Origin of the sequence: Sporosarcina soli (genome assembly GCF_042655805.1) — a bacterium.
GTDB lineage: Bacteria > Bacillota > Bacilli > Bacillales_A > Planococcaceae > Sporosarcina > Sporosarcina soli.
This window is the reverse complement of record NZ_JBHSNO010000001.1, coordinates 188,056-213,456: the sequence shown is the minus strand read 5'-3', so window position 1 is coordinate 213,456 and position 25,401 is coordinate 188,056. Positions and strand designations below refer to the sequence as shown.

Sequence of the window (25,401 nt, the reverse complement as noted above, 5' to 3'; positions counted from 1 at the left end):
ATGATACTTGTCAAAAACATCAGCAAACAATATGGGGATTTTACTGCGTTAGAAAATATCAATTTAGAATTCACTAATGGGCTCTATGGGTTACTCGCTCCAAATGGGGCAGGGAAGACGACATTGATTAAAATGTTGGCAACGCTCATAGCCCCAAGTAAAGGGGAAATTCTCTATAACGGGAAAAACATCGTTGCGATGGATGAAGATTATCGCACATTATTGGGCTATTTGCCACAACAGTTTGGTTTTTACAAAAACTATTCACCAAAGCAATATTTACTTTATTTAGCTGCGCTAAAAGGCATCGGCAAAAAAGAGGCTTTGGCGAAAATAGATGACTTGTTAGAAAAAGTGGCATTGCGTGAAGTCACCAATAAAAAAATGAAGAAATTTTCCGGTGGGATGATCCAACGGGTCGGCATTGCACAGTCACTATTAAATGATCCGAAAATCCTCATTTTGGACGAGCCAACAGCTGGGCTTGATCCAAAGGAACGTGCACGTTTCCGCCATCTGCTTACTGAACTGGCACGTGAACGATTGGTTATCGTTTCTACTCATATCGTATCGGATGTCGAGACGATTGCTAATGAAATTATTATGATCAAAAACCAACAACTGCTTTATAAAGATTCAGTCGAAAAGATTTGCGCGACATTAGACGGTCATGTCTTTGAAACGACCATCCCTTATGAACAACTGGAGACATTTCGCAAAAAGTATGTGTTGTTATCGGAAAAGCAGGAGAGAGGATCGATGGTTATTCGTTTTATTCATAAAGGGGTAGCTGAAACAAACTGGTTCCCACTAGCTCCGCAATTGGAAGATGTCTTTCTCTATGAATATCGGGATGACATTGGGGAAGAAGTGTGATGGCGATGCGCATCGTATGGCATGAATGTAAAAAAGCTTTCAAATCCCCTATTCTTATTGGGCTACTTCTACTCTTTGCAGCATTCAATGTATTCGTGATAGTGGACAATTCCTATTTCAAAGATGAATTGAAAGTTGTGAACCAGCTAGTTGATAAGTATGGTAGGCACATCACGGACGACTCATTGTTACAGTTTGAGAAGGACTTACAAGATGATCTGGTGACCTTAAAAGAAATAACAGGGCAAGAGTTTCAAAGCGTTTATGATTTCCTAGGGACATTATCTTATGAAGATCATGATCTGTATAGCGAGCAAGATTGGCGATTCATTGAACAGTTGCAACTGAAAGAAATGTACTTTGACATGGCCAACGATATCGATGCAAGTTATGCAATGATTGATATACAGAAAGTTGCGGAAGGGACGATCGCGAAATATGGACTGAGCGGACATGCGGAAAAGACACTTTTACAGGAATATGAAAAGTTTTCACAACGTTTTGAAGAGATGAAGCAAAACGAGGAACATAAAGAATGGTTTTTTGCGGGAAAAGCGTACCTCATGCATAGCTTTCTCTTTAAAACGGTCTTTCTTAACATGGTCATCGAGTCTCTAATGCTCATTATTTTATCAACAGCCTTGATTACGAATTATGAATTTGAAAATCGGACACAGCTTGTCACCTATGGCACAACAAGGGGCAGACGCCTGATGAAGGACAAACTCGGTGCCTCAGTGGCGATGGCGGCGTTGCTCACAACCGCTATACTAGTGGTCACACTTAGCACCTATTTTATCGTATTCGACTATTCGAATGTCTGGGGAACTTCCATCAATAGTGCTTTCAATTGGGAGTATAATTTTCCGAATGTCGCTTGGTGGAATTTGTCAATCGGGCAATTTTTAAGTGGGGCAATTGCAATTGTCTTCATCACCATGCTGTTGTATTCAGGATTGACATTTACGCTGACTACGTTTGTTAAAAATAGTTATATTGCTGCCATTCTAATGGCCACCTTTTTCGTCTTGGCGTTACTGATACCAGGCTTTATGCCGACATCTTCAAATCTATTATTTATCACAAGCTACAGTTTATCGCTGATTGTGTTGAACACTGCTTCATCGTTCATGGGAAGCAGCGGTCTCATCATGTTCAAAAATTTTGAATGGATGACAACCGTTTGCTGGACGATGATTACGCTAGTGCTCTGTATTTTTTCATTGAAATGGTTCAACAAAAAGGATATTCAGTAAGGGGAGAACACATTGCGGGTTTTATGGAATGAACTAAAGAAAATCTTGGCGTGGAAGATGTTGCTTTTGCTAGTTATGCTCAATAGTGTGCTGTATTTTTTTCTAATTGAATTCGATATTAAGCATTTTCCGAATGGCAGACCTGCACTTGATTCTTATCATATCGGGATCGAAATGATTGAGAAATATGGCACACATATGGATGAAGACGAGTTTCTTGATTTCCGGAAAGCATACGATGAGCAAGTGATAGAAGCGGATCAGTACTTGCAATCGAGGCGGGAGTTTGTGGAAGCCGGGTTTGATACGTATGAGAAATTCAAAAATTTCGATCGAGATAATGAAGAATTATATATCCTCCACAGTAAGGTGATGTTTGAAGAAAAAGAAGTGAATACATTTTGGGAGCTTCAAGAAAGGGAACGTCTTATCGAGTTTTATGACATGAAAGATGAACTTCGAGGCTATGATAATACCCAACAAAAACAACGCGCAGAAGAATTGATTGCTTCTAAAAAATATGGAGTCTATCCAGAAGTAGTCATTATGAATTTCAGGGATTTCATTGGCAATGTGACCATCGCTATCTTGTTCAGTGTCGTCTTGGTCATCTCACCGATGATTTTGAAAGATCGTTCACGGCAAATGCTCGCTTTGCAATACACGTCAAAAAAGGGACGAAATCTCTTCAAAACGAAGATCCTAGCAGGACTGATTTCAACTTTTAGTGTCATTACAGCATTGCTTATCGTCTATTTTGGGGTCTATTCACTGAATGATACATCTATGTATTTTGATGTACCGGTCAACACGTTTATTGGCAATGAATCATGGTATGATCCGACATTCTTCCAATATATTTTGCTGTGTGTCGCAGCAATTTACGTAATAGGAGTTGTATTCGGACTGTTGGCGATGTCTTTTTCAAGCTTTGTTCCCAATAGTATGGCTTTGATCGGCATCCAAATTCCATTTATTGTCGGGATGATCATCGTGATAGGGGGACCTTTAATGCGATATATCATATCGATATGGAATCCGCAATGGCTGGCTCCAACCGTATATTGTGGAATGGTTGTTGCTAGTGTTCTCTTAATCATCATTCTTTGGAGAAGAGAAAGGAAGCGGGATATCGTCTTATAAGATTAGTAAGGGGAGAACGCAATGCGGGTTTTGTGGAATGAAATAAGAAAAATCTTTACGTGGAAGACATTACTTTTACTCGTGCTAGTCAATGTTGTACTCTACTTTATACGAATTGAGTTTTATATTACTAGTTTTCTTGGTGGTGACAGTGTTTATTCGTATAATATTGCGGTAGAAATGGTTGAACTATATGGAACTCATATGGATGAAGATGAGTTTCTTGATTTCAAGAAAATATTCGATGAACAGGTGAAGGAAGCGGATCTTTACTTACAAGCTAGAAAAGAATTTAGAGACTTAGGGATAGAGACTTATGAACAGTTCAGGAGCTATAATCCATTTAATAATCCCAATGAAGATTTGAATGCACTTCATAGCAAGGTGATGTTTGAAGAGGAGGTCGAATTATTTTGGGAACTACAGGAGAGGGCCAGATTAATTGATTTTCATGAAGTGAAAGAGAATATTCCAAGTAATGTTAATGACAAACAACAACGACGTTATGAGGAATTGTTTGCTGACAAGCAATATGAGGTGTATTCTGGAATAGCGCTTGATAACTTTAAAGAATTCATTACTAATGTAGCAATTGCAATACTATTTAGCGTCGTATTGGTCATTTCACCAATGATTTTAAAGGATCGTTCAAGGCAGATAGTTGCGCTGCAATACACTTCGAAAAAAGGGCGTAATCTTCATAAAACAAAAATTCTAGCCGGGATAATTTCGACTTTTATGGTCATAACGGCATTACTCGTAGTCTATTTCAGTCTTTATGCAACGAATAATACATCGATGTTTTTTGAAGTACCGATTAACGCCTTTATAGCTATGGGCAATCCAACTTGGTATAACTTGACATTCTTCCAATATATTTTGCTGTGCGTCGTAGCGATTTATGTAATAGGTTTTGTCTACGGGCTGTTGGCAATGTTTTTTTCAAGCATTGTTCCCAATACAATGACCTTGATTGGCATTCAAATTCCATTTGTGATTGGACTAATCATTTTTGGGATGAACCCGTTGCTTCGTTTTATCATTTCCATTGGGTATTCACAGTGGCTGGCTCCGACCATATATAGTGGGATGATTGTTGTGAGTGCAATTTTTATCATTTTGCTTTGGAGAAGAGAGAAGAATAGAGATATTGTTTAGTAAATAGAGCTATGAAAAATACATGAATTTAAGCACTTCACGAGGCGTTTGGTGAGGTGTTTTTTTCATGAGGAGAGAATGCCATAAGAATAAATTAAATTATGTATATATTCTTATTTTAATAGACCTCGCTAGTGCATATATAAATTTAACATCCAACCGCACCTTGCCTTATCTTACAACTTTTTTTCATCCCCGCACAGTCCCTTAAGGGCTATTCAAAGAGCTAAATAACAGAACAGAATAATCTTAAAGAGAATAGCAGTCTATCGCAACGGATAGGGGTCTTGATATATGGACTAGCGAGGTGTATGATTATTAAAAATATTGGGAGTGTTCAGTGTGAAGATACCTTCATTTCAACAAGCTGTCGGTTTTAGTATAGGGGACACCCTTTCTCTCTTTTTATTGAGAGAGATTCGTGAGCAAAACAATTATGCAAGAGCCCTTTATGAACAATTCAATTTCGATTTTCCGGGACGATCCGTTTCCTATGAGTACGTTGCACGTACTGCCAACACATTAGAAAAGGATGGATTTCTTCATTCGGCAACAGCAGGACGCAAAAAAATCTTTCACATTACCCAAAAAGGGATTAGACGCCTACAAGAATACGAAGCAATTTATGCGTATCGATTTAGCGAGGTATCGACCGTTATCGATCGATTCTATTATTTTCTAACGGGGAATGGACTGCCACCGGAAGGGGAGGTTGAACCGTTGCATGAAGATTTTCGTCCCTTTATATCCAAACTATTATCTGTCAAAGACGTCGTACGATACATCGCATTGCGACTTAGCTTGAACCGAGAGTTTTTTTACATGGCAGAGGTCCAAGCGCAATTGAACAGTCTGTTTGGCTGGTCTCCGTCCAATGGGTATTTATACGACATCGCCCGCGAAATGGAGGAGACTAATTTATTGGTCGGATTTTGGCCGGATGAAAGAAGAACAATCCGGAAATTATATAAGACGAATGAGAGCGAGGCATTCTATGATATTGTTGCAGCTTCATTGGCAGAGAGAATCACGCAAGTACGAAAATATTTGCATTATATTTTAAAGATGGTTGGGAATTTGTAAAAGACTTGAAATTCTAGATATTTAAGTGGAATCTATATTGGTTTATAGAAGGAAAGGGAGCGTAGGCATTATGAGAGACGATTTGCGTGATACAGCTAACTCGAAGGATCAAATCATCGAGATTTACGAAAAATATCTACTCGCAATTACCGAACTAACATAAACAATAAAAGAAAAACGTTCGATATTTTGTAGAAAAACAGGTTTATTTTTTACCTTTTCAAAAATGTTGTTCGCTTTTCGGTAATATTATGTTAAAATCCTAACAAGATAATGATTTGCAATTTCATGATTTTATTTTACTGCTAAAACGATAAGATCATCGCGGGATGCAAACATCGAAGATTAGGAGAGAGTAGGGAATGAGATGCAACAACAAGAACTAGCAAGAGGCCTTAAAAACAGGCATGTGCAACTAATCGCTATTGGGGGAGCGATTGGAACCGGATTATTTCTAGGTGCTGGAAAATCGATTCACCTGGCAGGACCATCGATCTTATTTGCTTATTTGATTACAGGCGTAATTTGCTTTTTAATCATGCGTGCACTTGGCGAACTGCTGTTAACCAATTTGAACTATAATTCCTTTGTAGACTTTGTACAAGATTATTTAGGGAACATGGCCGCTTTCATTACGGGGTGGACGTACTGGTTCTGCTGGATTTCAATCGCAATGGCCGATATAACCGCTGTTGGTCTTTATGCGCAGTTTTGGTTTCCTGAAGTACCACAATGGATGCCAGGATTAATCGCACTTGTGGTTTTGCTCATTATGAACTTGGCAACCGTAAAACTGTTTGGTGAGATGGAATTCTGGTTCGCCTTAATAAAAGTTATCGCGATTCTAGCCCTCATCGTCATTGGTGTCTTCATGATATTTACGGGCTTTTCTACCGATTCAGGTACGTCCAGCTTCTCGAATTTGTGGAGCCATGGTGGCATGTTCCCGAACGGCTTAAATGGTTTTATCCTCTCATTCCAAATGGTCGTATTTGCGTTTGTTGGGATTGAGCTGGTGGGACTGACTGCAGGCGAAACGGAAAATCCAAAGAAAGTCATTCCACAGGCAATCAATAATATTCCCATCCGGATTTTAATCTTCTATATTGGGGCACTGATTGTCATTATGAGTATCTATCCTTGGAATGCCATCAATCCACTAGAAAGCCCATTTGTACAGGTCTTCGTAGCAATTGGCATTGTTGCTGCAGCCGGTATCGTCAATTTCGTTGTTCTGACATCTGCTGCTTCAGCCTGTAACAGTGCCGTTTTCAGTACAAGCCGGATGCTGTACTCACTTGCCAAAGATAAAAATGCACCTGTCCCTTTTACAAAATTGACGGGTCATAAAGTGCCTTCCAATGCGTTGTTCTTTTCAACTGTCGTTATTCTAATTTCCGTTGTGTTGAACTATGTCATGCCAGAAGGCGTATTTACACTCATCACAAGTGTTTCCACCGTCTGTTTCATCTTCATATGGGGCATCACGGTCATCTGCCATTTGAAATACCGTAAAACAAGACCGAATCTAGCACGATTAAGCAAATTTAGAATGCCCCTATATCCGATTACCAATTACTTGATCCTTCTTTTCCTGGCCTTTGTGCTTGTCGTGCTGGCACTGGCGGAAGATACACGCGTCGCTTTGTTTGTTACACCAGTTTGGTTTATTTTACTCATTGTGCTTTATAAGATGAGGCCTACGAAAGCGAAGAGAAAAATAGCGTGAACCCAAATGCAACACATCGCACTCGTCCCTTTAATGGGGTGAGTGTTTTTTGTCCTTCTTTCTCCCTCTGATTGTCATAGTTTGTTCAAAGTTGCACAAACTCTTTTATTTTTTTCCTTTATCACTTTACTATATTCAGATTTTAGACTATACTGTATTTTGTGAAAACTAAGTATTTGGTTCGGGATACTCGTTTTCACAATAAGGGCAGCATTGAAAGGAGGCGTGTAATAAGAAGAGACTTACAACTAGAAGACTGGATATTCATTCTAGTCAATGTCCCAATAGTTGTTGTTGCGACTCTGCTTATATAAGCGGAGTATGTCGGTGGCATGGAACAGAATTTCCTGTTCATGATTTCAAAGGCAACTAGCTTGCTGATTACCTTACTAACTTATTAATAGGAGGCAGTATAAATGTGGGTCATTACCCTTTACGCAGACGTATCTATTAAAATGTTTGAATTCGAATCGGAAAAAGAAGCGAGAGAGGTCTATCATTCTTTACAAGGAAACAAATACCTCTCGCACCTGGTCTAATAAACGTGCTTATTTTCCGTAGATTGAAACGACTAGGATTGAGAACAACGGCATAGTGCCGAGTCTATCATCAGTTTTACAAGTGAGATCCTAGTGGATTTGAGACGTAGGGGAAATGCCTACCGTGTGGACTGCCTTTTATGGGGCAAACAAAAAAGAAGCAAGTTAGCACACATTCAGGAAATCGTTCCAAACTAAAACTATCCAAGTGTTAAAAAACTTCCTGATAAATGAAGTTATAAAACTTCTAAAAAAGTACATCACCACTCTAATGGTGATGTACTTTTTCATGTATGTAAGCAATCCATTGAGTTTTTTTCCTATTCTAAGGTGGAGCCCGCTAACTTAAAAAAATTTATTAAAAATGAAAATTTGAATAGACAAAAGATCATTAGTATGTCATAATCACTTCAATGTTACATCATATTATTCGATTTCTCTACTTTACCCCTTTACTGTTTGGACAATATAGATTACTCTGTATTTCTTCAAAACAAATTGTTATGCATAGGATACTTTTTCCCACACAATAAAGGTAGCATTTTGCATTGAAAGGAGTTTTTTAGAGGAGACATTGCACAAATGGATTGGGAATTCAATTGCTCTTCGGAAAACGAGCAGACCCTAAACTCCCGTTATTATCTCAATATTCGTTGTTGCGAGTCTGCTTTTTGTCCAAGTGAAGTAGATCGATAGCGGTGGAACAGAATTTCTTGCTAATTTTGCAAAATAGCAAATAGCTTGTTTGATCATCTTACTAATTTTATAGGAGGCAGTATAAATGTGGGTCATTACCCTTTACACAGACGTATCCATTAAAATGTTTGAATTTGATACGGAAAAAGAAGCACAAGAGGTTTACAATACATTAGAAGGAAACAAATACCTCTCACAAATTATCTACTAATCATTCTTACTTTCCGTGGATTAAAAACTAGGACTGTTAACACAGATATATTACAAGGCTTCAAGAATGAAATCCTAGTTCTTCTGTGGCACGTTAGGGTAAAAGCCCATCGCGTGAACTGTCTCTTGTGAGGCGAAAAAGAAGCAAGTTACGATACATTTAGGGAATAGCTTTAACTTAAACTATTCAAATGTATAAAACCTTATGAATTACTTTGAAAAAGTACATCACTTATCTTAATGTGATGTACTTTTTTGTGATTTCTCCCTTTATTCCCCTTGTAGAAGCAGGGACTAACGCTTCGGTTTCAATGCAAATACATTGGCTGAAATAGGTTAGATATACTCCCCAAATCTATCATATTTAACGTGAATTTTACATATACCTAAAAACGTCTACACACCTTGATACGAAAGGGTTTAGGCGTTTTTTATTGGTTGGCCAATGGGCCGGAAAGTTTAGTTATGTTTAAAATAAACTTGGTTAATTATACAATCCTTATAATACTAATAACTATATACTCCTTAGCCATAGCCATTTGGATTAACATCCTTAGACAGAATGAAAATATACAATGTGGGTGTGGAGTTAAAGAAAGACAGGAAGAAATGAGAAACTTCTACGATATGGTAGTTAGTAAATTATTTCCTATGACAGATGACAGAAAATCATTAATCCTTCAAATCATTAATTTGGAATTAGAAGATCTGAATGCGAAAAGCTCTGAGGAACAGGCAAAAATTGAACGTGCAGAAAGAGGTGCTTTTCAAGAATCAAACGGTTTTTCTGCTGAAGAAGATAAGCGATGCAAGAAAGGAAAATGTATATGACAGTAATTACTTGTCCTCATTGTGAATCGCAAGAAGGATTGTATACAAAAGAACGAGTTACGGGGCCATCAACACCTCACTACACTAAAGAGGGACATTATGCAGAGGGAAATGGTCATATTTATGAATCTGTAATTCATTCTGGAGGAAAGCGAACTTATTGTATTGTTTGCAAGGAATACATTGGTAAAAGTGAAAACTTGATTTCAGGATTAACAGAGGAAGAAGCGCTTAATTAATGAACATAACGAATTTACGGTTTAACAATACTTAGAAATGGAGAGAAGAAATTGAAAGAAAAAGCTATCAATATAATACTGAAACTAAAAATAAGCCATATCCTATTTATTAGTCCTGTGATTAGTATCGGTTTATCAATCCCTTTCATGAAAGGGATAAAACTTATAGAACAATTAATGGGGAAATACTATTGGATTGATTTCGCAGTATTCCTATGTTTAGTAATTTGTCTAATCTCTATTTATTCCATCATCAAAAAGAAGAATGATGTGGTTTCACAGTTATAAAGACATAGTTACAATAATCAATTTTTAGGTTGGTAGTGCTGCACATTTTGATCAATATCCGACATAAGGATTTGAAAAGGTGACTGAACATTAACGTGTCTTGATAGAGAAAATTCCAGATTCAGTATTGAAAGAAATACCGGAGCAAATGCTTGCTGAGCGGGAGATTATGATGATTTCAAGCATAATCGTTTTGATTTTTCTTTCAATCATAATTCGAGCCAAGAGGAAACTCACACGCAACAACTCCTGAATTGCGGTTTAGGGTTGCTTGTTACGTGTGGGTTTTATAAATCTTTTAGATATTATTATATTTCTGGTAATATTTAGGCATAATATTTAGTAGCCTCTGAAGTTGCAAAAACAGTGTTACCTACATTACTTACCGCAAGAAGAGAGAGAACAAGAGAGTAAATAAGTTTTCCATTTTTTGAAAACACGTCTAAACAGTATATTTACATTCTAATTTTAACACAAGGAGGGTAATTATGGAGTATAGATACAAAAAAGGTGATGAATGGATTTTTATTGTTAGTATTTTTTTTGTGATTTGTATCCCTTTTATTAATGGAACTAGAGAAAATCTCGGTAGTAATGATTTTATAAAAACTATCTATGGATTTCCATTTGATTGGTTACATATTTTTGCTAATAATGGTTTCAGCTTTCTTTGGATAGGTTTTATAGGCAATATTCTATTTTTCTACTTAATTATTAAAATTTTAATTTGGATTTATAAAAAATGGTTGGTTAGTTTATAACGCCGACAAAACAGAAAAAAACTATTCCGCAGTATTAATCTTCTACACAAGTTACTAATTCCTCCGCAAAGGGTATTGCGGTTTTCCGAAATACCCTTTGCGGTCTATTGACTTTGAATATATCACTGGTAGTATTGTAAATATTAAGAATTGGCCAATTCCCAATATTTGGAAGGGGTGTATTTTTTTGAGAAAAATTATTTTTACATTCTTGTTAGCTATATTCGCTCTAAGTACAATCTCTTCACAAGCTGTAGAAGCAAACTTTAAAGAGCCTGCGAACGAAACCAGTATAAACAAGTTTGTAAATGGTGGAGAACTGGCAAACGAACTAGATGAGTCATTTGACTCTATAATAGAACAAGCTTTCGTCTATGATGTGTCGGGAAATCTCATAGATTTCGATTTTGAAGTATTGAAAGAAAAATTAGGGGCATCTGCTGAATTAGATGAATTACAACTTCAATTGGAACAGGATCAAGCAGAATGTCATGTAGAACCAGAGATAGGCATTATGTTAAATCCTGGTGGAGAATTTCCGGATCAGCAAGAAATAGTGAAAAAGCAGAAGGCGTGCTTTGAGAAAAAATTAAAAGATAATTATAAGGATTATATAGGCATTAATACAGTTGCTACTGTATGGTCGGCAGTTCAATCCGCACGATACAGAGTCGCTGCAGAAGAACTAATTAAACGTGGCGTTAAAGCTAATGCTACAGCTCTTGGAATTACATTATCTTATTATTATGCACAGTGTATAATTACTAGTTAAACAGTTAAATAAAACCACGTTATGAGTTTCTAACGTGGTTTTATTGATTTTAGGAGGGTGATCTATGAATATGGAAAACACACCACTATACATAATGATTTTTATTTTAATGGTTATTAGTGTCTTTATCACACACTTTAAGGCAAAGAAAAACAATGAAGAACTTAACAGTCATCCAGTGTTAAGAAGAATAACTACGACAGTTTTTTTTCTTGTAGGATTATTTCTACTTATTGTTAGTGTAATAGTAGACGTTAATTTTATTTTTTATTCCGGCCAAGCCCTAATATTCATTGCTGGTGTGGCGACTATGATATCCCTTTGGAAAGTCACAAAGGTTTACGCAGTATTCATATTTATACTTTCTGTCTTCTTTATCATTTACTTGAATTTATAGACTCTCGCTTGTTTCTATTCAATTGGTTGTCTAGTAATCCCCAAGGCATTCCTAAAATGTAAATTAGGAATGCCTTGGGGATTTTTATATTCTCTTTAGATATACTGGCCAAAACGTTCCGATTGCCAAGCATGAATGGCATGGCGTTCCTTCTCAAACACTTTCTCCAAGTAAATCATTGTCGTTTCAATTTTCTCATGACCGAGCGATCGCATAATATCGTACACGTCGACACCGTTCAGTTTGGAAATGATTGCAAAGGCATGCCGGAATACGTGAGGGGTGATTTGCAACGTCTGATCCGACAACTTTAATCGTTCCAGGCTTGCAATCTCCTTTTTCACATATTGCGATAAATAGGAAGGGGAATAGGCGCGCCCCGTATTCGTCGTAAATAACGGATCCTCCAGTCCAGCATGCTCAATGGGGAGTAGGCCACGTGCATAACGAAAGCTACGAATGCTTTGAACGACCTTCTCTTTCAACGGAATATGCCGCCTCTTATTTCCTTTCCCTAACACATCTAAATAATAGCCACCTTGGATCGCATCTATCTTCATATCTTTTACTTTTAATGTACAAAACTCTTCGTTCCGAATTCCTGTCGTCGTCAAAACGTGAATAATTGCAAACATGATCGGATGTTGCTTGTCCCGATAGACATTCAATAATGTAACGACGTCGGCAGGTCCTAAATCACGATTTGGTCGATCGTCTTTTCGGACTGTCGCAATCCTAAGTCCTTCGTGAATTGGTTGTTGAATATATCCCGCCTTATGTAGAAATGCAAAAAAAGCCTTTATGATGGTCGTCTTTCGTTCGAGCGTAGCAGGGGAGTATGGCCCTTTCTTAATAACATGTGGACTTTTAGTTGCCAACCACTCCTGATATCTTCTTAAATGACGTGATTGAAGTGATTTGAACAAAGAACCTTCTATTATATAGGTCACATCGATGTCGATTTCCAAACTGTATGTAAAAAGCTGTTCAACGAAAAGCAGAAGTTCGCGTTCGTACTCTCGGACGGTCTTTTCTGTCCGATCATTCTTTTCGTTCAAATGTCGTCGTTCATATAGAAACCATTTCATCATATCTACATCCGTAAAATCATGATAAGCAGGTTGTCCATTTTTCTCCGCCTCATCCAAACGATTCTGAAGAGTGGGAAGTGTAGTCATATTTTGCAATTCCGTTTTTAAATGAATTATTTCGAATTGCTTGTTTTCAATTATCTCAATTGGCAATCTGAATCATCCTTTTATCCATTCTACTTTTCCATATAAATGACTAGTTATTTCTTCAATCCATTTTCATATGCATAAAACTGTTTTCTGTTGATAAATCCATTTTACCACAAATCTAATATAATCTAAAAAAATCATCCATTTGTTTAGTTTATAGAAAGTAAATCTAAATTTTAATTCTATTTTTGTATATAGTTATGTTACTATTAAATTATAAGAGTTTAATCTGTATTGAATTAAATTCTTATTTAGAATGAAATAATCCTATTATTTTATAAATCTAATATTTCCTAACTTAATATGTTTTATCTTAAATTTTATTCCAAAGAAGAAAATGCACAATTAATATTAATTTAATTTTAAATAAAGGATTTCACTAAAAAAGAATTCTCTATTTTTATAGACGCAAGACAGGAGAGATTGAATTGAAAGATTGGTATACAAGACAAGAAGTGGCAGATTTACTTGGTGTTTCGAAGGCAACAGTCTATCACTATGCCAAACAGAAGAAAATTATTAAAATCGACGATCCACATCGTCTTATACGGGAAGCGAGATATCAGAAAGAAGAAGTCGATGCATTGGCAGCAGAACGACAACGGCATCAACCAACCGGGTTACGTCCTTCCGAACTTGCCAAACAATTAGGTGTGACGACCCAACGCATTTACGCATTGATTCGGGAGACTGATTTACCGGTGGACGAATTGCCGGCTGGGGATGAACGAACGATTTACTCCATTCCCGATGAAACCGCTGCTTGGATCCGCCAAGAAATCGAACGGACTGCATCCGCCAGAGGAACAAGAGTCGAATTTTATGATGCAAAGTTAGATATTGCACTTTATCAATGTTTCCGCACGCCCCAAGGGCAAGAGATGCGCGTAGTGCGCAATGACAACCAGCAATGGGGATTCTATTTGCAGTCTGGAACCTGGATTCCTTATGCTGACGGCATTCAAGCTTTTCAATATGAACCGGCCTATCCGATTCACCAGCCAAATAGACAGATCAGGGGCTATACGGACTTTTTATTGCCAAAAGCAGAGAAGGAATCCTTTGACTTTCTCGATTTTGTCTATCAAGCATGGGGAATTGAAAATATTCGTATCCGCGAACAAGAAACGCATATCGCTCTATCGATCAAAAGTGGGGAGGTGGACCTTTCCATAGCGGTTCCTGAAACAATAACAGAAAGAATGATGAAGAAATTTCTAGTATTAGGCGAGGTGATCACCGGGGAAGGGAAGTGGGCGCTCATTAGTGGGTACCGACGTACGACATTTGATTTGCCATCTAATATGCTGGAAAAGTTGAAGCGAGTTTCCCAAGAGCACGATCTATCTATGAGTGAATATGTAGAAGTTGCGTTACGGGAGAAATTGGAGAGAGAACAGTATAACGGCGAATAAGAGAGAGACTAGCTTCTTCTAAAAAAACTTGAAGGGCTATTCAGACTCTGATTATCGATTGCGTTGATTTCTTAAAGTGGTACATAATAATATTATGTAAACTAAATATTGTTGTAAAAAAAGCCACGTAAAAACAACGACTTCACTTACAAAAAGCTATCGAGAGAAAACTCTTATCGATAGCTTTTTATTTATAAACAGGTTACATGCACAAGTCCAAATATTAAACAGAGCAAAGTTCAAAAATTCAACCGAATGCAGGACGAAAATTGACTGGTAACGAAATTCTCTTATTATACCAAGGTATTGTCTAAGTATTTGAATTGGCACGATTCCTGCATATTAACCCCAGTGAAAAGAAAAGTCAGCTGTCATGCTAACCGATCTATTCAATCTATTACTAATCAAAGGGGATGATGAAATGACAAAGAGTGGAATAGTAAAAAGGAATGGACAAGGTATCATGTCTCGGGTTCAATCGACCAGAGCAAAAAAGGAAGCGTGTTAAAGAATACAAAACCATTCCTTGATCGATCTTCTAAAAAGAAAGGAGTTATCAGTATGATTCGACCTTGGCATTCTCTTTACCCGCAAGGAGTTTCACCGAAAGTGGCAATCCCCAATCAGACTATATACGAGCTGTTGGAAGGCTCGGTTCTCGATGCCCCAACTCATAAGGCTGTCATCTATGAGGGCAAAGAACTGACGTATTCCGAATTAAAAACAGCCTGTGATCGATTGGCTGCCGCCTTATACAATCGCGGTATCCGGAAAGGAGAACGTATAGCTGTCATGCTCCCTAATAGTGTGGAGTAGGTGATTGCCTATTTTGCCACGGCTAGGCGGGATCATGGTCCAAACGAGTGTCATCTATCAGTCTTCCGAATTGAATCATCTTTTAAGAAACTCTGAAGCTACGTGAATCATTTGTCGACCAGATCAACTTGGAAAACTGGAACAAACGGAACTAATCGATCAACTGACGATGATTATTGTCGATCAAGATTATGATCACCCAAATAATTTTCATCGTTTAATTGAATAAGTCAACAACCATCTTCCACCGGTCGTGATCAATCCAAAAGAAGATGTCGCTGTGCTTCAATATACAGGAGGAACGACTGGAAAACCTAAAGGGGCCATGATCACCCATTTCAACTTTGTCAGTTATGCTCACCATTATAGGCTATTTTATTCCTTACAACAGAAAGGCGAGATCATTCTTGTCACTTCTCCATTATTCCATGCATCCGGTTTACTCATGTTAAATCTGACTGCTTTGACTGCTGCAACTTATATTGTAGTTGAAAGATTTAACGTCGATACGGTTTTTGAAATCATCAGGAGCTATAGACCGACGCTCTTTCCGGGTGTTCCGACAATGTTTATAGGTTTAATCAATAACGCCTCGGCGTTATTGCGTCCGGATTTTGAATTGAGCTTGCTCAATTCACTCCTTTCAAAATCCGTGACATCCGCCGGAGGCTTGGGCCAACAGGATGTTGGTCACTCAGGCGTTGCCAATCAAACAGCGAAGGGTTTGATTTGCCGTATTTCTGCGGTTTTTTGCAGAAATTAAGGCACTTTCATTCAGGACGCGGCGACCTTAGCCTGAGTTCCTCTATTCAGCCGGGGTTTGAACCCCCACTGAATGGAATGCATTTCTAGCATTCATCCCATCACTTATAGAAGTGGGGGACTTCTGCTGAAGCAAGTTAAAACGAGACGATTTGAAAGAAGATGATCTAACATGTCTGAAAATCTGTTCAAGTGGAACGGCTCCATTACCCGTTGAAGTGCTTCGTGATTTTGAGGAGAAATCTGGAGCGATGATTTTGGAGAATTTCGGGATGACAGAGGCTTTAGTGACACATCGAAATCCGTTTTCCGATAAAAGAAGAGTCGGCAGTATTGGAATTCCAGTGCCCAATATGGATTCCAAAATCGTTGATACAGAAAACGGTACAGAAGAAATGCCTTCAGGAACGCCACGCGAGTTGATTATGAAAGGGCCACAGATTATGAAGGGATATTGGAAAAATGAAGAGGAAACGAAACGCACCCTACGGAATGGCTGGCTATACACAGGTGATATAGCCATGATGGATGAACAGGGTTATTTCTACATTGTAGGCAGAAAAAAGGATCTGATTATCGCCAGCGGCTTTAATATTTACCCGATTGAAGTGGAAGAAGTCCTCTATCAACATCCGGCAATTGCAGAAGCTTGCATGTTCGGTATCCCTGATGCCTATCGTGGAGAAAGCGTAAAAGCTGCTCTCGTACTTAAGAAAGGTTACAGTGCTTCGGAAGAAGAAATGATCCGTTGGTGTAAGGAACGACTCGCCACTTATAAGGTTCCACGAGTCATAGAGTTTAGACAAGCATTGCCTAAAACCGCGGTCGGAAAATTGCTTCGAAGCAAATTAGTTGAGGAAGAACCAGAAAAACAGGATTCCCAACATAGTCTTTTTTGAATATGATTATCAATTCCGCTTTATTCCTCTGAATATAATCGGTACTCACTAAACTTTTTTCATAAAAAGGATTCCCTTTAAAAGAAAACATAAAGGAAAGAGGAGATGCTATGCGTTGGTTTATTCTAATTCTTATGTTCTTTGGAGCAATGATCAGCTTCGCAGATAAATCCATCGTCGGACTTGCGGCTGTACCTATCATGGAAGAATTTAATCTTTCCTATGTTGAGTGGGGGCTTGTCGGAAGCTGTTATTACTGGCTTTATCCAGTAACAGGGCCTTTTGGAGCATCCTGGGCGGATCGGATTGGGGCTAAAAAAATTCTCGGATTTCTTATGATTTCTTGGAGCATTTTGCAATTTGGGGTTTTAGCGATTGCTGCTTTGCCTTTTTTACTGTTGTATAGAGTTTTGCTAGGGGCATTTGGAGGTCCATACAGCCCCATTGCATACAGTCACTTAGACAAGTGGTTTGCAAAGGAAAAAGGACTTGCCAACTCGGCAATTGTCGGCGGAGGAACGATAGGTGCAATGGTGATTGCGCCAGTACTTGTATCCTTAATTACCATTTTCGGCTGGAAAGTGGCCTTCGCCTCTCTCGGCGTCGCGAGCCTTATATGGTTTTTCTTGTTCCAGTTCTTCACAAAAGAAAGTCCGATTGCCGTTTATAAAAAAGAGGAAAAGAAGCAGATTGAAAAACTGGAGAAATTCAATCTGAAAGAATTTGTTTCACTGATGATCAGACCTACTCCTTTATTTACTGTACTTGCCTATGCATCTGTCTATATGCTCATCATTTGGTTTACCATTTGGTGCCCGATTTACTTAGTGGAAGTCGTCCAGTTATCAGCTGCTCAGATGGGCTATAGCATTGCTACAATCGGCATTGCTTCAATCGTGATTTATACGGGCGTTTCCATGATCTCTGATTATTTATTTAAGAAAAATCAAGATTGGCGTATATCCAGAATTTATGTGGTGACGATATCGATGGCAATCGGTGCGCTACTTCTAGCGTCGATCATTATTTTCCCAAATCCCATTTGGGTAGTTTCTGCTCTTTGTCTATCAAAAGGCCTCACTTATGCCATATTAGTCATTGCTCCAACGATTATGATCAATGAAAAACGTGAATCTGGTGGCTTGATGTCGAGCATGTTAACTTCATTCGGAAGTCTGGCAGGGATTGTTGCTCCCGTTTTAACAGGTTACATCATCAGTTTAGCGGCCGGGGATAAAATTGCAGGCTATAATTTTTCAGTACTGTTCATGGCCGCACTCGTTTTAACTTTTGGTATACTTTTTGGGATTTTCGTCAAACCGGCTTTATCTCGAAACAAAGTTGCGAAGAAGAACATATCGAATGAAGTCGACTTGGTCAATTAAATGATATAGAAGCGTATTTTTAAAACGTTTTCCTAGAGTTAAGAAGAGAAGACGATTATTAAATAACTGATAAGCAATACAAAACTTGGACTCAATGGTACCTTCGTGTGGTGATTGGGTCCACTGTTATCCGCATTGAAGGACGGAAGTTCAAATTTATGAAATTAGATACGTGCTTAGAGTCTCATTTTAATGTTATGATTCATGTGGAGGTCTATATTATTGAATCATTCGGAAAAGTTAAAAATATGATGATTAGAGAAAGACCTACAGCGCCTATTGCCCAATCACCAGAAATTAACATCGCAAAACTGGAAATAGGAAAGGTTGTCTTGGAAATGAAAGCCTCCGAAAAATTACACAATCCAATGGGAACACTTCGCGGGGGTGTGCTTTGTGATCTAGCTGATTTGGCTATGGGTTATGCTTTCTTCGGCACGCTGGAGGATAATGAACTATTTACCACCGTGGAAATTAAGTTAAATTTCCTAAAACCTATTTGGAAAGCAAACTCTTGGCTGAAAGCAAAATTATAAAAAAAGGAGGCTCCATCGGCTTAATTGAATGTCAGATCTATGATAAAAAAGGAAGTCTCGTTGCTCATTCAACGAGCACGTGTATGATTTTAAAAGGAAATGTGAAAGGGAAAAGGCTTAAATCATAACGCTTTACTAATCTAGCACTTATCATTTTACAAATTGATTGGAGGAACAACCCATGTCAAAAATTCCATCCACCCTTCAGAATTTACGTTTTCCTGTAATTGGCTCACCGATGTTCATTATTAGTAATCCACAGCTTGTGATTGAACAATGTAAAGCAGGGATTGTTGGATCAATGCCTGCTTTGAATGCTAGACCCGCTACCTTACTCGATGAGTGGTTGGCAGAAATCACAGAGGAACTCGCAGCTTATAACGCCAAAAATCCAAACCGTCCAGCAGCACCTTTTGCGATTAATCAAATTGTACACAAGACAAATGATCGGTTAGAACATGATATGGAATTATGTGTGAAGTACAAAGTTCCCATTATCATTTCATCCTTAGGTGCCCGTGAAGAGATATTTGACACAGCGCATAGCTATGGAGGAATCGTACTGCATGACATCATCAATAACACTTTTGCACAGAAAGCGATCGAGAAAGGGGCTGACGGCTTAATTGCAGTTGCGGCTGGGGCTGGTGGTCATGCGGGGATGAAGAGCCCATTTGCGTTGATCCAAGAAATCAGAGAATGGTTCGACGGTCCGCTTGCCTTGTCGGGATCGATTGCTACTGGAAGCGCCATTTTAGCTGCTCAAGCGATGGGGGCTGATTTTGCCTATATCGGCTCGCCGTTCATCGCGACGCACGAAGCCCGTGCTTCTGAAGCGTATAAGCAAGCAATCGTTGACGCTACGTCTGATGATATTGTTTATAGTAATCTGTTCACAGGTGTTCATGGGAATTATCTAAAGCCATCTATCCGAGCAGCAGGATTGGATCCTGACAATCTACCCGAAAGTGATCCATCCAAGATGAATTTTGGAGATAGGACCGTCAAGGCATGGAAGGATATTTGGGGGAGCGGTCAAGGTATCGGTGCGATTAAAGAAGTGACAAGTACAGCTGAATATGTCGATAAGCTTTATAAAGAATACGTAGTAGCAAGAGATCAGCTCATGAGCAATAGTGCAATTAGCATGAGTTGATGTTTGCCGAATGCTGTATAGCTACACAATGATTTCACTTGTGTGGCTTTTTTTGGTTGTTCTATTTCAAGAAAAGGGGACTATACATCTCAGACAAATCGTCCATCGACGTATATCGCCCTCCATCCTTCAAAATAGATATTTCATCGGAATTAGAAGACAGGGAAATCCATCTGTTATATAGTAGTTATTAACAAAATAATCTGTTTCAATACAAAGAGATTGAAACGAGAAAAATTGGAGGAGATCAGTTTGGAAGCAATCAAAAATCAGACGGAAAAACATTGCACAGAATGCGGCAATAAAATTATCGAGAAACACGAATCCGCACTTTATGAATGCGAACGATGCATCGGTAAGCATGAATATTAATCAAAAAATCCCTATTTCCTGAGCAATACGGTAATAGGGATTTTTTGATTTCATCAGATGGAAATTTCACCTATTATGGTAAAATGGTAATATTAAAACATTCATACATAAATACAACAATAAGGGGATTTTTCATGAACATTTTTAAAGCCACACTAAATGACCTTGATGCACTAACCGAACTATTTGACTTGTATCGACTATTTTACCAACAAAAATCTGATCTTGTCGGTGCAAAGAAGTTTATCCAGGAAAGGTTGCTCAATGAGGAGTCAGTCATTTTTATTGCTTATGATGAGTCTGATCCGATCGGCTTTGTCCAACTTTATCCGTCATTTTCATCTGTCAGTATGAAGCGTACATGGGTGTTAAACGATTTGTATGTGAAGCAAAGCGGTCGTGGTAAGGGATTCGGAGAAAGTTTAATTAAAAAAGCCCTTGCTTTTGCAAAAGAAACGGATGCGAAAGGAGTACTGCTTGAAACTGCTGAAGATAATCGAATCGCACAAAGACTTTATGAAAAAATTGGATTTATAAAAGAGACTACTCATTTTTACTTTTATGAAATTTAATTGGCTATAAGCGTTGTAACCTTTGTCAAGCATGCCCGTCCAATTGGTTAAAGGGGCAAGGAGATCTTATGAAAAAATACTTTTTATTACTTTTAATCGGCTGCTCCGCCTTAGTCGCTTGTCATATGGAGGAAGTAGCAGTGAAGGGGCAATATGACTTGAAAGGAATCATTACCAAGATCGACAGTGAAGGAGAACGGCTGTTAGTAAAGGATGCAAATGAAGGCTTGACATGGATTAGTTTGCCTGAAAATAAGGTAAGCGCAACGTTTAATATAGGTCAAGAAATCGTCGTTTGGATAGATGGGGAGATTGCTGAATCGGCACCGGCTTTCGCTAAAGCTGCAAACATCGAGCTTGCAAAACAAGCCTTGCATCCTTTCGATTTTAAAAATACCGATTTTCCACCAACTCCATTGGGGCTCGTCACGATTCATGAAACTACATATGAGATGACTAGGGGAGGTTTTACGTGGACAAAAGGAAACCAAACGGTGCAAACCGATGCCGCATCCCCAACGCAAATTGCAGAAAGTATTGAGGCAATTGTGACCGAACCGAACAGCAAAGTAAGCATCGGTATTGCACAAGACCCTCATTTAAGTGTCTATTTATGGGAAGTTGAAAGAAATGATTTCATTTCAGAAGGTAATGAACTGATAATCCCTCATTCGAGCGGCCGTTATGTTTATGAGGTAATCGCAAAATGGTCTAACGGCGAACAATCGTATACATTTGTTGTGGAAGTGAAATAAGCATTCAAACCATTCGATGTTAACACATTGAATGGTTTTTTCTTCATAAAAAAGATAATTTATTTTCGATGGAACTTTTACGGACTTTCAATACTCTAATTGGTAAAGAACCGTTAGGAAAGGAGAGACTAGCATTTGTGATGACATCGATTCCGGATTCGATCCAATTGAAAAGAATTAAAAAGCAAGATATGCAAGCAGTGTTAGATTGGTTTGATGCTAGACAGTCTAAGTATTATAAGATCGGTTGGGCCTATTTGAAAAATCGCCATGATGTGGAAGATGTTTTTCATAATACGATACTCAAAGTGCATGACAAAATTGGCCAGTTAAAGGAAGACAACTATTTCGAAACGTGGGTGACTTCTATATTTTTGAATGAATGTAGGTCTGTTTATCGGAAGAGGAACAAGCAGGTGCTGGAGAGTTCACCAGAAACAGTAGCTAGCAGTCCACTTGAAAGCAAATTAGAAGTGCTAGAAGACTTGGATCAGCTTGAAGACATACATAAGGAAGTCATTATTCTAAAATATCTCCAAGGATTTTCCCAAAAGGAAATTGCACGTATTTTGAACGTACCAATAGGGACTGTGAAATCCCGAATGTATAGGGGACTTATAACGCTTAGAAAAATAATCGAAAGCGGTGATAGGACATGAATTGTAGCGATACGCAAGAGCTGTTAATGGACTATTTAGAGGGAAATCTGGATAAGACGGCAAGAAAAGAATTTGAATTGCATCTCAATGAATGTAAAAGTTGTGAGAAGGAACTAAAAGACTTTCAGCAGACTATTATTGCGCTTGAGTCAGAAAGTGATGTCATTCAGATTCCAGATGATTTTATGAGCAATGTTCGGCAAGCTGTGGCGGATACACAAAAAAGCAGAAGGAAAATCTATCAACGTCCAGCAGTGATGGGGCTCGTAGCAGCACTTTTTCTAACCTTGTTTGTCGGGACAGCCGTTGCAATGAATGGTTTTGAAAACTTCATGGAGTGGTGGAAAGATTTTGGTAACAAGCAGGATGAGCGCATGCAAGACTATGTGCAGCATGGATTAGGGGACTATCTGAACCTAGTAGCAGAAAGTAATGGCGTGAAGGTAACGATCACCAGTGTCGTGGCAGATGACATACAGACACTAATCTACTATGAAGTTGAGGATCAGAAAAAAGAAAACAAGTATATGATCAATTACACTGAAGGACTGCGAATTGCCAATCAAGACGATCTATGGAGTAATGAAGATGATTACTCACCAGTCAATAATCATCTCAGTATCTATTCAGAAAGCAGCCATGTGTATAAAGGCAGACTTGGTACTGCACCCCTGTCTACGAATGAGGGAACGATTCAGCTGGAGCTTAGCAAGCTTCAGAAGGTGATTGAAGCGCCAGCGGATGCAGAGGGTCCTGAAAGCCCATTGACTGACACCATTGAATTCATAGAAGGCGATTGGCAATTTGACATTCCGTTTAAAAAGCATTCGGCCATTGTACATGAACTTCAAGTCGAAACTGAAATTGACGGCAATCCGGTTATTTTTGAGAAACTGACGATTGCACCAACGATAACCGTGTTGTCTTATCGCTATCGCAATGAAAATCCGGATAGAAGGATGGACTACATGACCATTGATAGCCTTGAAAGCAATGGGAAGCGTGTCTATACGGATCCATTTAGACTGGGTGGTTATGGCGGTGGAGGTGGGTATGCAAGTGGTTGGAATTCGGCAGAAGCAACATTTGAATCGCTTTATTTTGAAAAACCGATGGATATCCGTGTTCATATTGGTAGTGCTTCATTTTCAATTACGGAGAAAGCGGATTTTGCTATTGACGTGTCGAAAGCATTTCCTCAAGTTTTGGAGTATTTAGGGACTAAAATTACCATTGAAGATATTGAGATTGGAGTACAGACAAAAATAGAAATGAGCGAGGAATTAAATCCCAATCGTGTCTATGAAAGGCTCGACTACCGCTTTTATGACGAAGAAGATCGGGGTTCATCAGTTGCAAGCGTGGATGGCTATTACATCGATAAAGACGGCATGAAATATAAAGCGATGGACTATTTTTATCGCTTGAATGAACTTGAGAATCCTCGTTTCTTCTCTACGGAACATCATATTGAGCTGTCAAGGGAGGATCAAAAGGGGGATTATATTCCAATCGGAATCGAAATTGAGGGCTATCGAATCACTTCAATTTACGATAATATTGTGGAAATTACATTGGACGAATGATTGAATAACAAGTAGTATTTACAAAAAAGAGAAGGGGTGTTCCAATGAACAGGTTAACGAAATCAGAAACAGATAAGGCGCTGTTTGGTGTCTGTGCAGGAATAGCAGAGTTTTTCAACATCTCGCCATTGATTGTAAGAGTCTTGTTTCTATTGACTCCAGCCGTTTTCACAATCTATCTCCTGCTTGCTGCATTTTTACCGAAGAAATCGCTCTATTAACAGCAATCTACCTAAGGGAATAGTTTCCAAGATCTAATCATACAAGAAAGAAACATAAGATTTTTTCACTAAGGAGAAAACAACATTGGTTACGAGTATAAATTATCAATGGCGCATTACAAAATATAATCCAGACTTTAGAGATGACGACGGCTATTACACAATCGTAGAAGAATGGACCTGCCCTTCTCAAATCGGACAGACGATTAATGGCCATGAATTCACATTGAACGAGTATCTTCGCGTTGAAGCTTCCTATGTGGATACAGTGATCCAATTTTTAGTTGCGAGCAATCTTAGTTCACTGCGGATCCTGCAATGTTCTACAGTTAAGATTTCACCAGAAGAACGACAATCGATCTTGTATGAGCCAGCATTCGATGAGGTGCAAGTAGCAGTAGATAGGATTGTCACCATCCAAGAAATTCGCATAATTTGTCAGATGGTATTACGTAACTTGTTATTTTGTCAGTTCTATTTAAAAGATCAGTTCTTTGTCCATTTTGGCTGGGATTCTTATATGTATGTGGGAAGCTGCAATAATTCGTTGTCTGCGATTGCATTTGCTGAAAACAATGGTTTATTTGTAGAACCATTTCAATCACCTTACTATTATACGGAGGAAAAGACAACCAGGCTGGTCGAATGGAATGAAATCACAGATGATAGCAAATTGATTGTAGGTAGTGAAGAGCTAATTGAGGTACCTATTGAAGAGTATCAAAGAGTTTTGAAGTTGTCGAACGAACATCCTGTAATTGGCCAATTCAATTTATCAATAGAACACAAAGAATTCTTTCAAAAGCTGTTGAAGCATGAGATGGATTTTACTAAATATGAATACTTTTTTACCGGTGAACATTAAAAACGATTGTTGATGGTTTCAGTGGAATTAGGGTGGTATCGCGGTTAAACCCGCACCTTTGAGCATACACGCTCATGCAAACAAAGAATTTTTCAAGGTGGACATTAGTGTAGCACGGAAATGAGTCAACAATTGCTGTTGGCTTTTTTCTTGTGCATCGGCGAAATTCTGTGTAGTATCTCT

28 protein-coding genes are annotated in these 25,401 nt (G+C 38.5%); 27 read left to right on the top strand and 1 reads right to left on the bottom strand.

The window, feature by feature from the left end:
• The 13 genes from ACFPRA_RS00955 (at nucleotide 1) to ACFPRA_RS00895 (ending at nucleotide 11,978) form a co-directional block, all read left to right on the top strand.
• Nucleotides 1-876: an ABC transporter ATP-binding protein gene (locus ACFPRA_RS00955; RefSeq protein ID WP_381429521.1), complete on the top strand. Its 876-nt coding sequence runs from the start codon at nucleotides 1-3 to the stop codon at nucleotides 874-876.
• The gene (locus tag ACFPRA_RS00950) at nucleotides 876-2,132 is read left to right on the top strand and encodes a hypothetical protein (protein ID WP_381429519.1); all 1,257 of its coding nucleotides are present in this window, start codon (nucleotides 876-878) and stop codon (nucleotides 2,130-2,132) included. The genes ACFPRA_RS00955 and ACFPRA_RS00950 overlap by 1 nt, the downstream gene beginning before the upstream one ends.
• A 12-nt stretch (nucleotides 2,133-2,144) precedes the next feature.
• On the top strand, nucleotides 2,145-3,275 hold the full coding sequence (locus ACFPRA_RS00945; RefSeq protein ID WP_381429517.1) for an ABC transporter permease: 1,131 nt from the start codon (nucleotides 2,145-2,147) through the stop codon (nucleotides 3,273-3,275).
• A 21-nt stretch (nucleotides 3,276-3,296) separates the two neighbouring features.
• Nucleotides 3,297-4,433: a hypothetical protein gene (locus tag ACFPRA_RS00940; RefSeq protein WP_381429515.1), complete on the top strand. Its 1,137-nt coding sequence runs from the start codon at nucleotides 3,297-3,299 to the stop codon at nucleotides 4,431-4,433.
• Between the two features lie 342 nt (nucleotides 4,434-4,775).
• On the top strand, nucleotides 4,776-5,516 hold the full coding sequence (locus ACFPRA_RS00935) for a hypothetical protein (RefSeq protein WP_381429513.1): 741 nt from the start codon (nucleotides 4,776-4,778) through the stop codon (nucleotides 5,514-5,516).
• Nucleotides 5,517-5,883: 367 nt separating this feature from the next.
• Nucleotides 5,884-7,245, top strand: coding sequence for an amino acid permease (locus ACFPRA_RS00930; protein ID WP_381429511.1), 1,362 nt, complete (start codon nucleotides 5,884-5,886; stop codon nucleotides 7,243-7,245).
• A 416-nt stretch (nucleotides 7,246-7,661) separates the two neighbouring features.
• Nucleotides 7,662-7,784, top strand: a complete 123-nt coding sequence (locus tag ACFPRA_RS00925) for a hypothetical protein (protein ID WP_381429509.1) — start codon at nucleotides 7,662-7,664, stop codon at nucleotides 7,782-7,784.
• A 781-nt stretch (nucleotides 7,785-8,565) separates the two neighbouring features.
• Nucleotides 8,566-8,691, top strand: coding sequence for a hypothetical protein (locus ACFPRA_RS00920; RefSeq protein ID WP_381429507.1), 126 nt, complete (start codon nucleotides 8,566-8,568; stop codon nucleotides 8,689-8,691).
• Nucleotides 8,692-9,128: 437 nt separating this feature from the next.
• Nucleotides 9,129-9,521 (top strand): hypothetical protein, encoded by a 393-nt coding sequence (locus tag ACFPRA_RS00915; RefSeq protein WP_381429505.1) that lies wholly within the window; start codon nucleotides 9,129-9,131, stop codon nucleotides 9,519-9,521.
• Nucleotides 9,518-9,760: a hypothetical protein gene (locus ACFPRA_RS00910; RefSeq protein WP_381429503.1), complete on the top strand. Its 243-nt coding sequence runs from the start codon at nucleotides 9,518-9,520 to the stop codon at nucleotides 9,758-9,760. The genes ACFPRA_RS00915 and ACFPRA_RS00910 overlap by 4 nt, the downstream gene beginning before the upstream one ends.
• A 776-nt stretch (nucleotides 9,761-10,536) precedes the next feature.
• Entirely contained in the window at nucleotides 10,537-10,809 is a 273-nt protein-coding gene (locus tag ACFPRA_RS00905) for a hypothetical protein (RefSeq protein ID WP_381429501.1), read from the top strand.
• Between the two features lie 187 nt (nucleotides 10,810-10,996).
• Nucleotides 10,997-11,581 carry a hypothetical protein gene (locus ACFPRA_RS00900; RefSeq protein WP_381429499.1) on the top strand — a complete coding sequence of 195 codons (585 nt, stop codon included), beginning with the start codon at nucleotides 10,997-10,999 and terminating at the stop codon, nucleotides 11,579-11,581.
• Nucleotides 11,582-11,645: 64 nt separating this feature from the next.
• Nucleotides 11,646-11,978 carry a hypothetical protein gene (locus ACFPRA_RS00895; RefSeq protein ID WP_381429497.1) on the top strand — a complete coding sequence of 111 codons (333 nt, stop codon included), beginning with the start codon at nucleotides 11,646-11,648 and terminating at the stop codon, nucleotides 11,976-11,978.
• 95 nt (nucleotides 11,979-12,073) lie between these two features.
• Here ACFPRA_RS00895 and ACFPRA_RS00890 read toward each other — a convergent pair whose 3' ends face one another.
• Nucleotides 12,074-13,222 carry a tyrosine-type recombinase/integrase gene (locus tag ACFPRA_RS00890; protein WP_381429495.1) on the bottom strand — a complete coding sequence of 383 codons (1,149 nt, stop codon included), beginning with the start codon at nucleotides 13,220-13,222 and terminating at the stop codon, nucleotides 12,074-12,076.
• Nucleotides 13,223-13,647: 425 nt separating this feature from the next.
• Here ACFPRA_RS00890 and ACFPRA_RS00885 point away from each other — a divergent pair, with 425 nt between their 5' ends.
• From ACFPRA_RS00885 to ACFPRA_RS00820, 14 genes are all read left to right on the top strand, one after another.
• On the top strand, nucleotides 13,648-14,634 hold the full coding sequence (locus tag ACFPRA_RS00885) for a helix-turn-helix domain-containing protein (protein ID WP_381429493.1): 987 nt from the start codon (nucleotides 13,648-13,650) through the stop codon (nucleotides 14,632-14,634).
• Between the two features lie 561 nt (nucleotides 14,635-15,195).
• Nucleotides 15,196-15,450 (top strand): AMP-binding protein, encoded by a 255-nt coding sequence (locus tag ACFPRA_RS00880; RefSeq protein WP_381429491.1) that lies wholly within the window; start codon nucleotides 15,196-15,198, stop codon nucleotides 15,448-15,450.
• A 253-nt stretch (nucleotides 15,451-15,703) separates the two neighbouring features.
• Complete coding sequence (locus ACFPRA_RS00875) at nucleotides 15,704-16,213, top strand: AMP-binding protein (RefSeq protein WP_381429489.1); 510 nt, start codon at nucleotides 15,704-15,706, stop codon at nucleotides 16,211-16,213.
• 151 nt (nucleotides 16,214-16,364) lie between these two features.
• Nucleotides 16,365-17,111, top strand: a complete 747-nt coding sequence (locus ACFPRA_RS00870) for an AMP-binding enzyme (protein ID WP_381429487.1) — start codon at nucleotides 16,365-16,367, stop codon at nucleotides 17,109-17,111.
• A 110-nt stretch (nucleotides 17,112-17,221) separates the two neighbouring features.
• Complete coding sequence (locus tag ACFPRA_RS00865; protein WP_381429485.1) at nucleotides 17,222-18,496, top strand: MFS transporter; 1,275 nt, start codon at nucleotides 17,222-17,224, stop codon at nucleotides 18,494-18,496.
• Nucleotides 18,497-18,654: 158 nt separating this feature from the next.
• Nucleotides 18,655-19,032, top strand: coding sequence for a PaaI family thioesterase (locus tag ACFPRA_RS00860; protein WP_381429483.1), 378 nt, complete (start codon nucleotides 18,655-18,657; stop codon nucleotides 19,030-19,032).
• Between the two features lie 181 nt (nucleotides 19,033-19,213).
• Nucleotides 19,214-20,188, top strand: a complete 975-nt coding sequence (locus tag ACFPRA_RS00855) for an NAD(P)H-dependent flavin oxidoreductase (protein ID WP_381429481.1) — start codon at nucleotides 19,214-19,216, stop codon at nucleotides 20,186-20,188.
• Nucleotides 20,189-20,440: 252 nt separating this feature from the next.
• The gene (gene yhfH / locus ACFPRA_RS00850) at nucleotides 20,441-20,560 is read left to right on the top strand and encodes a protein YhfH (protein WP_381429479.1); all 120 of its coding nucleotides are present in this window, start codon (nucleotides 20,441-20,443) and stop codon (nucleotides 20,558-20,560) included.
• 134 nt (nucleotides 20,561-20,694) lie between these two features.
• The gene (locus ACFPRA_RS00845) at nucleotides 20,695-21,132 is read left to right on the top strand and encodes a GNAT family N-acetyltransferase (RefSeq protein WP_381429477.1); all 438 of its coding nucleotides are present in this window, start codon (nucleotides 20,695-20,697) and stop codon (nucleotides 21,130-21,132) included.
• A 68-nt stretch (nucleotides 21,133-21,200) separates the two neighbouring features.
• Entirely contained in the window at nucleotides 21,201-21,887 is a 687-nt protein-coding gene (locus ACFPRA_RS00840; RefSeq protein ID WP_381429475.1) for a DUF3221 domain-containing protein, read from the top strand.
• A gap of 140 nt (nucleotides 21,888-22,027) precedes the next feature.
• The gene (locus tag ACFPRA_RS00835; protein ID WP_381430531.1) at nucleotides 22,028-22,546 is read left to right on the top strand and encodes an RNA polymerase sigma factor; all 519 of its coding nucleotides are present in this window, start codon (nucleotides 22,028-22,030) and stop codon (nucleotides 22,544-22,546) included.
• Nucleotides 22,543-24,132, top strand: a complete 1,590-nt coding sequence (locus ACFPRA_RS00830; RefSeq protein ID WP_381429473.1) for a DUF4179 domain-containing protein — start codon at nucleotides 22,543-22,545, stop codon at nucleotides 24,130-24,132. The genes ACFPRA_RS00835 and ACFPRA_RS00830 overlap by 4 nt, the downstream gene beginning before the upstream one ends.
• A 44-nt stretch (nucleotides 24,133-24,176) precedes the next feature.
• Complete coding sequence (locus ACFPRA_RS00825) at nucleotides 24,177-24,353, top strand: PspC domain-containing protein (RefSeq protein WP_381429471.1); 177 nt, start codon at nucleotides 24,177-24,179, stop codon at nucleotides 24,351-24,353.
• An 85-nt stretch (nucleotides 24,354-24,438) separates the two neighbouring features.
• The gene (locus ACFPRA_RS00820) at nucleotides 24,439-25,218 is read left to right on the top strand and encodes a DUF7683 domain-containing protein (protein WP_381429469.1); all 780 of its coding nucleotides are present in this window, start codon (nucleotides 24,439-24,441) and stop codon (nucleotides 25,216-25,218) included.
• The last annotated feature ends 183 nt before the right edge of the window (nucleotides 25,219-25,401 follow it).